The organism is Dyadobacter sp. BE31, from assembly GCF_031457695.1.
Taxonomy (GTDB): Bacteria; Bacteroidota; Bacteroidia; order Cytophagales; family Spirosomataceae; genus Dyadobacter.
In genome coordinates this window covers 297,641-310,441 of sequence record NZ_JAVDXA010000003.1, presented here as the reverse complement: position 1 = coordinate 310,441, position 12,801 = coordinate 297,641, and the positions used below count along the sequence as shown (strand labels likewise).

13 protein-coding genes are annotated in these 12,801 nt (G+C 49.9%); 4 read left to right on the top strand and 9 right to left on the bottom strand.

The window, feature by feature from the left end:
* Nucleotides 1-74 precede the first annotated feature (74 nt).
* On the top strand, nucleotides 75-1,175 hold the full coding sequence (locus J2Y43_RS17025; RefSeq protein ID WP_309984822.1) for a T9SS type A sorting domain-containing protein: 1,101 nt from the start codon (nucleotides 75-77) through the stop codon (nucleotides 1,173-1,175).
* 164 nt (nucleotides 1,176-1,339) lie between these two features.
* Here J2Y43_RS17025 and J2Y43_RS17020 read toward each other — a convergent pair whose 3' ends face one another.
* Complete coding sequence (locus J2Y43_RS17020; RefSeq protein WP_309984819.1) at nucleotides 1,340-2,251, bottom strand: alpha/beta fold hydrolase; 912 nt, start codon at nucleotides 2,249-2,251, stop codon at nucleotides 1,340-1,342.
* Between the two features lie 196 nt (nucleotides 2,252-2,447).
* Here J2Y43_RS17020 and epsC point away from each other — a divergent pair, with 196 nt between their 5' ends.
* Nucleotides 2,448-3,281, top strand: a complete 834-nt coding sequence (gene epsC, locus J2Y43_RS17015) for a serine O-acetyltransferase EpsC (RefSeq protein WP_309984817.1) — start codon at nucleotides 2,448-2,450, stop codon at nucleotides 3,279-3,281.
* Here epsC and J2Y43_RS17010 read toward each other — a convergent pair.
* On the bottom strand, nucleotides 3,274-3,867 hold the full coding sequence (locus J2Y43_RS17010) for a TetR/AcrR family transcriptional regulator (protein WP_223404271.1): 594 nt from the start codon (nucleotides 3,865-3,867) through the stop codon (nucleotides 3,274-3,276). The genes epsC and J2Y43_RS17010 overlap by 8 nt on opposite strands.
* 206 nt (nucleotides 3,868-4,073) lie before the next feature.
* Entirely contained in the window at nucleotides 4,074-6,173 is a 2,100-nt protein-coding gene (gene ppk1, locus J2Y43_RS17005; RefSeq protein ID WP_309984815.1) for a polyphosphate kinase 1, read from the bottom strand.
* A 142-nt stretch (nucleotides 6,174-6,315) separates the two neighbouring features.
* Between ppk1 and J2Y43_RS17000 the strand changes: the two genes are divergently transcribed.
* Nucleotides 6,316-7,338, top strand: a complete 1,023-nt coding sequence (locus tag J2Y43_RS17000; protein ID WP_309984813.1) for an aldo/keto reductase — start codon at nucleotides 6,316-6,318, stop codon at nucleotides 7,336-7,338.
* An 83-nt stretch (nucleotides 7,339-7,421) separates the two neighbouring features.
* Here J2Y43_RS17000 and pyrE read toward each other — a convergent pair whose 3' ends face one another.
* Nucleotides 7,422-8,063 carry an orotate phosphoribosyltransferase gene (gene pyrE, locus J2Y43_RS16995; protein WP_309984811.1) on the bottom strand — a complete coding sequence of 214 codons (642 nt, stop codon included), beginning with the start codon at nucleotides 8,061-8,063 and terminating at the stop codon, nucleotides 7,422-7,424.
* 2 nt (nucleotides 8,064-8,065) lie between these two features.
* Nucleotides 8,066-9,370: a hemolysin family protein gene (locus J2Y43_RS16990; protein WP_309984809.1), complete on the bottom strand. Its 1,305-nt coding sequence runs from the start codon at nucleotides 9,368-9,370 to the stop codon at nucleotides 8,066-8,068.
* Nucleotides 9,371-9,471: 101 nt separating this feature from the next.
* Between J2Y43_RS16990 and J2Y43_RS16985 the strand changes: the two genes are divergently transcribed.
* Entirely contained in the window at nucleotides 9,472-10,161 is a 690-nt protein-coding gene (locus J2Y43_RS16985) for an NUDIX domain-containing protein (protein ID WP_309984807.1), read from the top strand.
* A gap of 17 nt (nucleotides 10,162-10,178) precedes the next feature.
* Here the strand turns inward: J2Y43_RS16985 and coaD are convergent, their stop codons facing one another.
* From coaD to J2Y43_RS16965, 4 genes are all read right to left on the bottom strand, one after another.
* On the bottom strand, nucleotides 10,179-10,661 hold the full coding sequence (gene coaD / locus J2Y43_RS16980) for a pantetheine-phosphate adenylyltransferase (protein ID WP_309984805.1): 483 nt from the start codon (nucleotides 10,659-10,661) through the stop codon (nucleotides 10,179-10,181).
* A gap of 10 nt (nucleotides 10,662-10,671) precedes the next feature.
* A complete protein-coding gene (locus J2Y43_RS16975) occupies nucleotides 10,672-11,577 on the bottom strand; it encodes a DUF3822 family protein (protein ID WP_309984802.1) in 906 nt (301 codons plus the stop codon).
* Nucleotides 11,578-11,613: 36 nt separating this feature from the next.
* Nucleotides 11,614-12,159, bottom strand: a complete 546-nt coding sequence (locus J2Y43_RS16970) for an NUDIX domain-containing protein (RefSeq protein ID WP_309984800.1) — start codon at nucleotides 12,157-12,159, stop codon at nucleotides 11,614-11,616.
* 75 nt (nucleotides 12,160-12,234) lie between these two features.
* The gene (locus J2Y43_RS16965; RefSeq protein WP_409014459.1) at nucleotides 12,235-12,657 is read right to left on the bottom strand and encodes a CBS domain-containing protein; all 423 of its coding nucleotides are present in this window, start codon (nucleotides 12,655-12,657) and stop codon (nucleotides 12,235-12,237) included.
* Nucleotides 12,658-12,801 lie beyond the last annotated feature (144 nt).

Below are 12,801 nucleotides of genomic sequence, written 5' to 3'. Positions count from 1 at the left end.
GCCATACAAAAACACGTCCTCTGCGCGTTTTGAACATATATACTATGTAACCTCACGGCTTCTTTTTCCTCTATATGAAATCAGTTTACCGCATTCTCTTACTGGTCCTGCTTTCTGCGTACGCCCATGCGTCGCACCTGCGAGGCGGGGAAATCCTGGCAAGGCATCTGTCGGGCCAGACCTATGATATCAGAGTAAAGATTTACCTGGATACCCAAACCGGCCAAAGTGCGGCCGAGGCACTAAATTCCGTTACCATTTGTATGGGCGACGGGGCCGTCAAAGAAGCATCCCGCCTTTCAATGACGGCCATTTCCAAGGGCGTGTCCGTAGGCGAATATCAGCTCAATTACACCTATCCTGCCGCAGGCATTTATCAGATTTCGACGGCCCTTGACACCCGAACGAATCAAATCCTGAACTTACCACAGGCCGGGCTGACCTCGCAGTTCCTGTGGACGGTGATTGACACGCAGTCGGCCAATTCAACGCCGGTACTGCCCGATCTTGAATTTGAAGCGGGTGTTCGCCAGGTTTTTTCCATTGACCTTAAACCAATCATCGCCGACAACGACAGCATGGGCGTGAGGGTAGTGCGGCTGAGCCGGCCCTCACCTGGCACCTGCGGCGTTCGGATGCTCGATCACAGCTACCGGTTCCCGAATGAAGTGAGTGCCACCGGAACATTCAAGGTAGATGCCGCGCAGAAAAAGCTGGTATGGACTGCGCCAGAAGTGGTTGGTAATTACCTTTTTGCCATGGTGGTAACCGAATGGCGCGACGGTATCAAAATTTCCGAAAGTTATCGCGAGGGAATGGTTACCGTGACCGACAGACCCGGAGATACAGTTGAAGTACCGCCCTACGAATCGTCGGAATACGGCGGTGTAATCACTTCAACGCCCGTTGTTTCTTCTTCGGAAGTTTCAATGGCCGTTCAGGCCTACCCGGTTCCTACCGAGAATTTCGTGACGGTTAAAGCGTACAGCAAACAGCGGGATGTCATTCGTTTGCAGCTAATCGATATGAATGGCCGCATTCTGACGGAAATCGCCAGCAAAACGCCAGAAATATCCGTTCAGGAAGTATTTGATATGCGTAACCTCGCGCGAGGCATGTACCTGATCCGCGCAAGCAATACGAAAGACTCCGTGACGCAAAAAGTATTGAGATAATGCGGCCTGCTTGTAATGGTACCCGGCCTGAATATCGTCCTATGGAATATAGTTGTTTTAGGTGAAATGCAATTTCACGTATTACCATAGGTTAATTATTAAATAGAAAAGCGGCAGGTCCTGTGACCTGCCGCTTTCTTCTTGAATGCCCATTTGATAGTAACCTATTCGCGTTCCATTCCCTCGCCCTTCGGCTCCAATGCGGTGATCTTATCCTGAAATAACCTGCTTTTCAGCAGCATTTCCTTGATCATCGACGCATGAGAAAAGGTAATCATATGGCCCGCATTGTATAGGAATATATACTGGGCGCGTTTGCTCTTGATGTGTTTTTTAGCAAAATCGATGTTGGTCGGGTCGGCGATCCAGTCGTTGCCCCCCTGAATCACTGTCGTGGGCACGCTGAGCTGCTCCCAAACCGGCAGCATTTTACGTAACTCGGCGGCGTGACTGTATTTCTCGGCAGTAGCTGCATTAAAAGCCGCAGGCAGGAAAAGCTGCACAAAACTCATCCTCCCCCATTTGGAGAACCAAAAGAACCGCTCCGTTTCGGGGTCGATTACCGGTGATACCATAATAAGTTCTTTCACCTTGTCGGGCGCCAGCGAGGTTAGCCTGGCGGCAATGGGAGCACCGTAGGACCTGCCCAGGATGATCACTTTCTGGTCACTTTTATTGAGCGAAAGCACGGGAAGCAATGCATTGGCCTGAGTTTCGATCGAGGTCACATAACGCCGTTTTTTGAGCCGGGACTTGCCATAGCCTACCCTATCGACCGAAACAATATGAAAGTGCTTTTGCAGGTCCTCATCGTCCATCAGATTCATGTAACCCCATAGCGATCCGGGGGCACCATGAATGAGCAGCAGCATCGGAAGCGTATCGGGCCCCATGCTGGCCAGCGAGAGAGAAAGTGTGTCGTTCTTGATGAAGATTTCCTTCGGCTTGACCTTCTTATCAGCATAATGCCTCCGCACTTCCTTGGCTGAAATAATGTACCGCGAAAAGCAGGAGCTCAGTGAAACGGATAAGGAAAGGAACAGGATAGCCGAACGAAGTAATTTAAAACTTAACATACGCCGTAAAGAATCTTGCCTTATTTCCTAAATTCACAGGATATTTCAATATACGATTTTATCGGGAGAAAAAACTGATAAATGGCCTTTTTAAAAAAGAAGATGCCACTCTCAAAATTTTTCGGTGCATTTCGTTGTTTGATACTCAAAAGCAATGCCAGCAATGGTTTAACGGTATAGGTTAACCTCTATTTTAATGACAGCCACCCAGCAAGCACTTTTCTTTGAGCGCCTGTCCGCGCAGAACGAAAAATACCGGTACAAGCTGCCTTCAAGGCAGGACGCCGGGAAATTTATCCAGAACCTGATCAATTTCCTCTTCCCGATCAGCAAGGATTGCCCGAGCTGCCCGGCCAAGGATTTGGCTATGAAATATGCCGATTTGCGCCACGATCTGGACTGCATGCTGCAACCGCTCTTGCCTCAGCTAGAACGCGATACAGAGGAAATACTGGACGAAGTGTTTACACAAATCCCCGGTATTTATGAGGCGCTGCTCACCGATGCCAAATCCATTACCGACAACGATCCGGCTTCGGTAAGCATCGAGGAGGTGATTTCGGTGTACCCTGGGTTTATGGCCATTGCTACCTACCGCTTTGCGCATTCTTTTGCCAAGAGCGGCATCCCATTGCTCCCACGTATGCTCACGGAGTTTGCGCACAGCCAGACGGGCATCGACATTCACCCGAACGCGACCATAGGCCATTCGTTCTTCATCGACCACGGCACAGGGGTTGTGATCGGTGAAACGACCCATATTGGCAATAATGTGAAGCTCTATCAGGGTGTTACGCTCGGCGCGACGCACGTTTCGAAGTCGCTCGCATCACACAAGCGGCACCCTACAATTGAAGATAATGTGGTGGTGTATGCCAATGCGACTATCCTGGGAGGTGAAACCGTGATCGGCCATGACTCGATCATCGGCGGAAATGCCTGGCTAACGAAAAGCGTACCTCCATATTCACTGGTTTATCACCAAAGTAAAATAGAGATACGCCAACATTCTTCGCCTTCTGTTACATAATGCTCCGGATGAATCTCCGGATGCCTTCCATATACACGGGCTCCGCCTGTGGAAATGCGTAACGAGGCTGGGTGGTCATGGTAATGCTGATAAACCCGAAGGTAAGGCACCACCACTCATAATATGTTTTGGTAACGAGCTCCCCCGACTTCGGGCGAAGACTTGCGATCATTTCCCAAACGGGATTGTCCTTGATGCTCATCGCCTGCGAATAGGCTTTCTTCGAATCGCAATAGGCCCCTTCGAGATTGAACATTACCTGGAAAACTTCCGGGTTCTCGACCGCAAAATGCCAGATTGTCTGCGCAACCTCCACAAGCTGTTTCTGGGGATTGCTGAAATGCCCTTTTATTTTCACAAACTCCGTCTGCAAATAGTCGAAACCTTCCATTCTGATGGCTTCCAGGAGCTTGTCTTTACTTTCAAAATACTCGTAGAGAATAGGCGGGCTGTATTCAATCACATCAGCAATTTTGCGAATCGAAACAGCCGTCCAGCCATCCTCGCGGGCTATATCCTTGGCTGTCTTCACGATGTCTGAGCGTACCTGTATTCTAAGCCGCTCTCTTCGCTCTACTATTCCCATGCTTAAAAATGTCTTTTAGGATTGATTCAGAATGATATGTTTTCAAATATAATGATATACCCCTTACACTTCAAGACCATGCAAGCGGTGACAACGAAAAAAGTCCTTCGAAATTTCTTTACCTTTTCTACAAATGCCGTCCATTAAATCTGACAGCCGATTCAGAAATTTAATGCTGATAAAATTTTTTTAAGCCGTTGGAAAGCTTATATTTCTGAACGTCGCGAGGGCCCGTTTCGCTCAATTTTCTCCACTAACCGGTAATTTGCTTCCTGCGCGCGCAGTTTCCCCCGTGCATCGTCGGCAATGCGCAAATTGTTCTGATACAGATCCAGCCTCACCGATTTCTGGTTGTCATTCATGTAGTTCCTCAGTACAGTCCGCATTTGATTTTTCAATGTTTCGTCCAGAATCGGGAAGCAAATGTCTATCCGCCGGTGCAAATTCCGGTGTGTCCAGTCGCAGGATGTGACGTAAATCTCGTCGTTCCCACGGTTGCCAAAATGGAATATCCGTGTGTTTTCAATATACCGGTCGACATGCCTGCTCACCACGATGTTGTCGCTGATAGACGGCAGGCCGGAGATCAGCCCGCAGCTCTCGCTTACGATCACATGCACGGGTACGCCCGCCTGACCAGCCTGATAAAGCTTATCGATCAGGATGTGGTCCTGCAACTGGTTGATTTTAATGGTAATAAACGATTTGAGCCCGGCATTACAATTGGCGATCTCGCGGTCCATCAGGTCGAGCAGCCGCTTTTGAAGGTTGAACTGCGTGACCTGTAAAGTATTGAATGGAAGGTATTTGTACTTCTTTGGCTCATCCTGCGTAGATAAGTACCCGAAAAGCAGTTCCAGCTCATTGGTCAGTTCACGATGTGAGGTAAGCAGCGCGTGATCGACGATCTCACGGCTGGTCAGCCGGTAGAAACCGCCGGTACCGAGAAATGCGTAACGCTCCCACCCTTTGTGCACCTTGCGCTTCACCAGCGCCATTTTCGCATGTACTTTCAGGCCAGGCACGCTCAGCAGGATCTTCACCCCTGCATCGCGCATCTTTTTCGACCATTGCAGGTTCTCCTGGATATCCAGTTTGGTATTCAGTTCCACATATGTCGTGACACGCTTCCCGTTTTTGGAGGCGCTGATCAACGAGTTCAGTATAAATGAATTAGGACTAATCTTATACAGCGAAACATGGATCTCGCGCACGTGAGGGTCCACAGCTGCCTCATTGAAAAACCGCACAATCGGTTCGTAGGACTGGTAGGGCAAATGCAGCATCTGATCGGCCCGTTGAATGGCCTCGAAAACCGACTTCGTTTCCTCGAACTCAGGATTCTGAACCGGCCGCTGATAGGGATAGTCGAGCCGCCTGGATAGTACCGGAAATTTGGCAAGATCCTGCATGAACAGGTAATCACCGCGTTCATGGAAGTCGTTCATCGGGATCGAGACCTTTCCTACCAGATATTCCCTGACGTACAGCGGCATTCCCGATTCATAGAAGTACTGGGATGGCTGCACAAAATTGCGCTTTTCAAGCTGTTTCAGAATACGTTGTGCAACCTGCATCGGGTATTCGTCCTCGATCGTCAGCTCGGTCTCCCTTTCGACCCTTAATGCATAGCTTTCCAGGATATTATAGCCCGGAAACAGCACCGGCAGGTTTTCGCGGATCACATCCTCCAAAAATGCTACGTGGCGCTTTCCCTCCCACTCGGGCAGTTCCAGAAAACGACCGTAAGGCTCGGTTGGCACATTCACCGACGCATACCAATCTTCTTCGGCATCTTCCCGGTGCTGCATGCGCACGATCAGGTATAATTGCTTGGATTCAAAAGCCGGTGTTTTAAGCGTGCGGCGGCTGTCGAGGAACACCGGCTGCAAATAGCGAAACAGCTTATCGAGAAAAAAACGCCTCACAAATGCGGCATGTTCGGACACGAATGCTTCGCGGTAATACAGATGCACGCCCTGTTCGAGCAGTGTGGGCAGGATCCCGGATATCAGAATATCGTTGAATTCACGGAGCTGGTTTTCAACCGTTTCATATACGTGTTCGAGCAGCGACTCGGGAAAAATATTCAGTTTGGAACGGATGTCGTTGCTGACCTCCCCCATTGCGAGCAGGTTTGGGATGCGTACGCGGTAGAATTCCTTCGTCTGGTAGGCGTAAATGCCCAGAAATCGCAACCGCTCCCTTACCGGTACCGTTTCGTCATTTGCTTCCAGCAGCAACCTGTAATTGTTCGAAAGCCAACTGAGATTGGTATCAAAGTAAGGATAGGCAACGTCGATCATTGAGTGTGGTGTAAAAGATCCAAAATTTGGTACAATATAAATACATTTGGCGGGTAAGGGTATAACTTTGCGATACAAAAACCACCGTTGTCAGCTAAGCTTACGAAGCTATATCCTCAATTAAAATTATCATTAAATCACTATGCGTTATCAATTATTAGGCCGCTCGGGTTTACGGGTATCGGAAGTTTGCCTTGGAGCTATGACGTTCGGAAAAGAATGGGGCTGGGGAGCGGACAAGCATGAAAGCTTTAAGATTTTCGAGGCCTTCGCCAACGCAGGCGGCAATTTTATCGACACCGCGAACCGGTATACCGAGGGCACCTCGGAAAAATATGTGGGCGAATTCATCGAAAGCGACCGCGACCACTGGGTACTAGCCACCAAATTCACGCTCAAAGACCGTAACGACGATCTGAATTTCGCCGGTAACCACCGTAAAAACATGATGCGCTCGGTAACATCAAGCCTCAAACGCCTCAATACCGAGTACATTGATCTCCTGTGGGTTCATATGTGGGACAACACCACACCTGCCGAAGAAGTAATGCGTGGCCTGGACGACCTGGTCACACGCGGGCTCGTGCATTACATCGGTATTTCCGATACACCGGCCTGGATTGTCTCGCAAGCCAACACCATTGCCGATTTCCGCGGCTGGAACGCCTTTGCGGCCATTCAGTTCGAATACTCTCTCCTGCAACGTACGCCCGAGCGCGACCTGCTGCCCATGGCAAAAGCCCTGGACCTTGCCGTAACGCCCTGGGGGGCGATCGGCGGCGGCGCTCTGACGGGCAAGTACCTGCGAGGTGAGTCCGGCCGCGTGCCCGACCATAGCACCCGCAGAAGTGACCACAGCAGCCTTATTGCCCAAACAGTGGTGGACGTTGCAGCAGAACTTGGCGTAACTCCGGCGCAAGTGGCAATCAACTGGACGCGTCATCGCGATCAGGTCATGATCCCGATCATCGGCGCCTCCAAAGAGAGCCAGCTTGTGGATTCCCTCGGCTGCCTCGACTTCCGCCTCCCGGAGGAAGCCCTGCAAAAACTACATGAGGTTAGTAAAATTGAACTGGGCTTCCCGCACGAATTCCTGAAATCCGACGGAGTAAAAGAAGAAGCATTTGGCGGACTGTACGAAAGCCTTGATAATCATAGAGGGTAGAGTGTACTTCGGCGATCGGCCGTCGGCTTTCGGCTTCCGAATAGTTTAAAGCCGACGGCCGATTGCCGATAGCCGAAGTTTATTTACTTCCCCCACTGCTCCGGCGCAACTCTCCATTCGGCGAGGCTTTCAAGTTGCGAAGCGTCGATGTAATTATGCTCCAATGCAACCTCGATCAATGCGTTGTAATTGCTGATCGTGTCAAGCTGTACACTTTTAGCGGTGAAATTGTCGGTTGCAACCTGGAAACCGTAGGTAAATATCGCCACCATCCCGGCGACTTCAATACCGGCTTCGCGGAGCGCGTCAACCGTTTTCAGCGAGCTTCCACCGGTCGAGATCAGGTCTTCTACGATCACCACCGACTGTCCTTTTTCCAATCTGCCTTCGATCTGGTTGCCCATTCCGTGCTTTTTAGGCTCAGGACGTACGTACGCGAAGGGCAATTCAAGCAGGTCGGCTACCAATGCACCCTGCGCAATACCGCCGGTTGCAACGCCTACCACCGCCTGCGCGTTAGGATATTTCGCACGGATCAGCTCAGCCAGCGCCTTTTTGATAAAGGTGCGGGTATCAGGGTACGACAATGCCACGCGGTTGTCACAATAAATCGGTGAAAACCAGCCTGAACTCCATTGGAACGGCTTTGCGGGACTGAGTTTGATGGCCTGCGCTTCCAATAGCAGCTCGGCGATTCGTTTGGTAATATCCAGATCGTTCGACATTATTAATCTTCGGATTCTTCCTGTTTATTATGGTTGGTTACTAAAAGCTTATCTATGCGGCTGCGATCCATATCGATGACCTCGAATTCGAAATGCCTCCAATTGAACTTCTCGCCGGTTTGGGGAATGTTTTCCAGAACGTGCAGCACAAAACCACCGAGTGTATTAAAGCCCACCAGCTCCCGGCGCTCGGCTTCCTGGATACTGATATTGAAATACTGAATAAAATCGTCGAATGGTAGCTGTGCATCGATGAGGTAGCTACCGTCCTCGCGCTTCACGATTTCCGATGCCTCCTCGATATCCTCGGAAATGTCGCCCACCAATGCATCCATAATATCATGCATGGTCACCACACCGAGCGTACCGCCGTATTCGTCCACGATAATGCCGTAATACACGCGCTGCTCCTTGAACTTTTCGAGCGCCTGGTAAGCCCGGTTACTTTCCGGCAGGTAAACCGGATCGCGCACAATAGCATTCAAATGCGCCATTTGTACTTCGAGATCAGTTGCAATCAGATCTTTAACGTATACCAACCCCACCACGTCGTCGACATTACCCCGGCAAACCGGGTAAATGGAGTGGCGCGCGTCGAGGATCTTAGCTTTGTTCTCTTCGACGGTATCTTCCAGGTCGAGCCAGACGATTTCCTGCCGGTTGGTCATCAGCGAGGTCACCTTGCGGTCGCCGAGCTGGAACACATTATGCACGATTTCCTGCTCGATCTCCTCGAATACGCCGCCCGAAGTCCCTTCCTGGATCAGGCTTTTGATTTCCTCCTCGGTCACCGCATTCTCACTTTGTTTGATATTCAAAACACGGATGATCAAGTCACTGGAAAAACCCAGCAAAGCGATGAACGGCGCGGTTACCTTTGAAAGCAGGTTCATTGGCGTGGCCATTACCTTTGAAATCGCTTCGGGGTTGGACATCCCGATGCGTTTAGGCACCAGCTCACCCAGCACAAGCGACAAATAGGTAATCACCACCAGTACTGTACCCACGGCGAGCGAATGTGCGTAAGGCACCAGCGCAGGTACGCGGGAAATTATTTGCTCAAAATCGGCGGTAATATTGTCGCCACTGTACATACCGGTCAGCAAACCGATGAGCGTAATGCCGATCTGAACGGTGGAAAGAAATTTGGTAGGTGAATTCGCGAGGTTTAATGCTGCTTTCGCGCTCGAATCGCCATTCTTGGCTGCTGCTTCCAGTCGCGATTTTCGGGAAGAAACCAGTGCTATCTCAGACATGGAAAAAAGGCCATTGAGCAGCACCAGCAGTAGAATTATAAGGAGTTCCAAGAACTGTTTAGTTGTTACAAATACAAATTTATCAATAATAATCTCTGCCTAAACTAAACTCTTTACTTAATTTTGCGATCCATTCACGTACCCATTCCAAAATGATCATTTTTTTCGACGACCGTCCAGTCAGAATTGTACGGACCAATCAGTTGTCTGCCGCCGAAACATCGCGTTTTGAACATATCGTAGATCTCAGGCTGGAAAAGTTGCAGAGAAGCATGCTGACAGGTCACGTCCTGTTCCTGAATTCCACTACTACCAGCGCGATTCAGGTGATCCAGATGCTCGAAAAGGAATTTCCGAAAGACATGCTTTCGATCACGATGGCTACCCGTGAAAAATCGGAGGTTGAGGACAAAATCAAGGCACAGTACAAGGTGATCAAGGCCGCAGGCGGCGTGGTGGTGAAAGATGGCAAATGGCTCTTCATGTACCGCCGCAAAATGTGGGATTTACCGAAAGGCAAGCTCGACAAAGGCGAAAATTCCAAAGTGGCCGCTATCCGCGAAATCGAAGAGGAAACCGGTGTAAAAGCCTTGATCCGCGACAAAATATGTACTACCTGGCATACCTACACGCTGAATAACAGCCGCATCCTGAAACGCACGAAATGGTACCTGCTCGATTGTCTCGACGATTCTCAAATGAGCCCGCAAGCCGAAGAGCAGATCGAGAAGCTGGATTGGTACGAGCCTTCGGATGTAAAACCGTTGCTCATACAATCATACAGCTCGATCCGCTACGTGGTCGACAGCCTGAATAAGATCCACAACCTGAAAGAATCCTGAAACCGCGCTCAGGGCACTCAGATGTTCTGCTCAGCCTTTTTCAGTTCGGATAATGAATAGGGAAGAAAATTGTCCACGGCCTGTCCGTAGCGGTGCAGGTCGCGGATAATGCTCGAACTGATCGGTGCCAGACTGGGCGATGTGATCAGAAAGACGGTCTCGATCTCTTCGTATAAATACCGGTTTACCTGTGAAATGCCGTTCTCATATTCAAAATCGGTCGTGTTCCGCAGTCCCCTCAACAGAAACCTCGCGCCCAGCTCCCGGGCAGTATGGGCCGTCAGGTCGTCGTAGGTAATCACTTTCACATTCGGCTCAGAAGAGAACGTCTTTTCGATCATCTCCTTCATCACTTCCAGCGGGAAATAACGCTTTTTGGTAGCATTGTTACCGATCCCTATAACGACCTCATCAAACAGCCTCAGCCCGCGCAGGACAATATCCTCATGCCCTTTGGTGAACGGATCGAAAGATCCCGGAAATAATGCGATACGAGTCATAGGAGGCGTTTTAGGAGGAAATGAGATAAGTATTGAACAATCCGAAATACCGGTGACCGGGTACCTCCGCACATTGCGGGCTGTATTTCAGCGTTGTCGGCCGGGTACCCATATGCAAGTTCGGGAAAAACCTTGAAAGCTCCTGGTAAGATTCCGACGTCGGCGCGATTTCTCCGTAGCAAAGCACCTTGATTTCCTCCGGCAGGATATTCAGCTGGCTCAATGTGAACAGGATAATGTAAGCAAGCTCCTGAACCTGAGCATATTTAAAGCGGTTGCAAAGCAGCAACTGCTGGCTTTCGCTCACCACCAGGGTGAAATGGTCTTTTTCAAAATACAACGACATCATGCGCATTTCCTGGTGCTCCACATGGTTCACCAGGGAGCCTATCGCCAGCGCGCTCGTAAGATGATAGAATGTGACCGTCGACGAGCTGAAATGGTTCACAACCCAGTCATACCAAAGCTCCTGAACGCTGAAAACGTTCTGCGCGTGCACAAGCGGCAAATCATGCCAAAGCACTTTTTCATGCTTCGAAACCGGGTTGCCCAATGCAAAAGAAAGGTATTCGTAGGCCGATTCAGGTTGGAACAAAACATTCGGCACCAGCGTGAAAGCATGCGAATTCACTGTCACTCGGACATTGTTCCAGTTATTGGACGACCAGGACAGGTGTCCACTGAAAATCCGTTTCAGCCGTTCGAAAATTTCCGTGGGCGTGAGCGCATTCTCAAAAAAATAGTCTTCCAGCCAGATGCATTCCATATTCTCGTCCCTCACGATGCAAAAGCGGATACGTCGCTCGTCGAGCTCGATACAGAGCGTACAAAGCGGAATACTGGCCGCATCGAAGGAATTATCTCCTACCAACAGCGTCGGAATAACTTCTATTAACTGGTTTTCAGAATTTGCCACGTCGTTAGGTGGTGTTGTTTAATGTTTATGCCGGTGTTAGTTTCCGGAAATATACTTGTTGAGTTCAAAAATTCCTGCCAGCGAGCCTGCGATATTTAGGATGCGGTGCCGCTGCTCCGGTTTGAAAGTGGTGATTTCTTCCCAGCTCAAAAAACGGACCTCACGGATAATCTGCCCGTCTGCTGCCAGCTCCGGGTCGAAACCCGACATCAGGGTTCCCTCAAAGGATTTGATTTCAAAAAACAGCTCAACCGCGTGCAGCGGGTCTGCAATATGCTCATTGACAAATAGCAACTCTCCAACCACGACGTCCAGGCCCGTTTCTTCGCGGAACTCACGGACCAGTGCGTGCGCTGCTGTTTCGCCGAAATAGACGCCACCGCCGGGAGGCGCCCAAAATACGCCGGCGGGTCCATAGAGCGCCTGGTTCACAAGCAGAATGCGGCCCTCGTGCACGCAGATCCCGCACACGCGCACACGCACGGAGCCTCCGTAAATAGTCCCTATGTCTGCATTTAGCGCTTGCAAAACCTGTTTTTTGAACGGGCAAAGATAACCATCCGACCAGAATAGGCAAGACATAATTCTACCTCCCCGCTTCCGGCAGGGCGGTTACGGGCGGTAAAATGGCTATTCTGCCTGAAAACGAAAGAAGGATCAGGAGTACGGACTTCCGGAAATATAGCTTTCGAGCGTATTAATATGCTCTTTCTGCTCGTGTATGATCGCGGAAACGATGTCGTTGATCGAAATAATGCCTACCAGCTGGCCGTCGCGGTTCACAGGCAAGTGGCGGATGTGCTTGTCCGACATAATCTGCATACATTGCTCGATCTTCTCGTCCGTCTCCACGGTAATCACCTTGCTGGTCATTACATCGCGGATCAGCGTGTCCCTCGAACCGCGCCCCTGCAAAATCACTTTGCGTGCATAGTCGCGCTCGGAAAAGATGCCGATCAATTCATTATCTTCAAGTACCAAAACTGCCCCAATGTTCTTCTCGGCCATGAGTTCCAGAGCCTCAAACACTGTGTTGTCCTGCGTAACCGACCAAATCGCATTGACAGGCTTGTTGCCCATTACATGTTGTACCAGCATAGATGTTTAGGTTTGGGGATTTTCAGATAAGGGAGTCTAATATATGGATTTGACCTAATAAAGTCCAATAAAATATGAGTATTATTTTGTTAAAAAATCGGTTTTTGATAATCGAAATCCTTGCGT

Coding starts and splice junctions, on each gene's coding strand:
- coaD (WP_309984805.1), bottom strand. CDS start 10,661: ATGACTCGTATCGCATTATTTCCGGGATCTTTCGATCCGTTCACCAAA.
- J2Y43_RS17010 (WP_223404271.1), bottom strand. CDS start 3,867: ATGGGAATAGTAGAGCGAAGAGAGCGGCTTAGAATACAGGTACGCTCA.
- J2Y43_RS17025 (WP_309984822.1), top strand. CDS start 75: ATGAAATCAGTTTACCGCATTCTCTTACTGGTCCTGCTTTCTGCGTAC.
- epsC (WP_309984817.1), top strand. CDS start 2,448: ATGACAGCCACCCAGCAAGCACTTTTCTTTGAGCGCCTGTCCGCGCAG.
- J2Y43_RS17020 (WP_309984819.1), bottom strand. CDS start 2,251: ATGTTAAGTTTTAAATTACTTCGTTCGGCTATCCTGTTCCTTTCCTTA.
- pyrE (WP_309984811.1), bottom strand. CDS start 8,063: ATGTCGAACGATCTGGATATTACCAAACGAATCGCCGAGCTGCTATTG.
- J2Y43_RS16970 (WP_309984800.1), bottom strand. CDS start 12,159: ATGTCTTGCCTATTCTGGTCGGATGGTTATCTTTGCCCGTTCAAAAAA.
- J2Y43_RS17000 (WP_309984813.1), top strand. CDS start 6,316: ATGCGTTATCAATTATTAGGCCGCTCGGGTTTACGGGTATCGGAAGTT.
- J2Y43_RS16965 (WP_409014459.1), bottom strand. CDS start 12,657: ATGGGCAACAAGCCTGTCAATGCGATTTGGTCGGTTACGCAGGACAAC.
- ppk1 (WP_309984815.1), bottom strand. CDS start 6,173: ATGATCGACGTTGCCTATCCTTACTTTGATACCAATCTCAGTTGGCTT.
- J2Y43_RS16985 (WP_309984807.1), top strand. CDS start 9,472: ATGATCATTTTTTTCGACGACCGTCCAGTCAGAATTGTACGGACCAAT.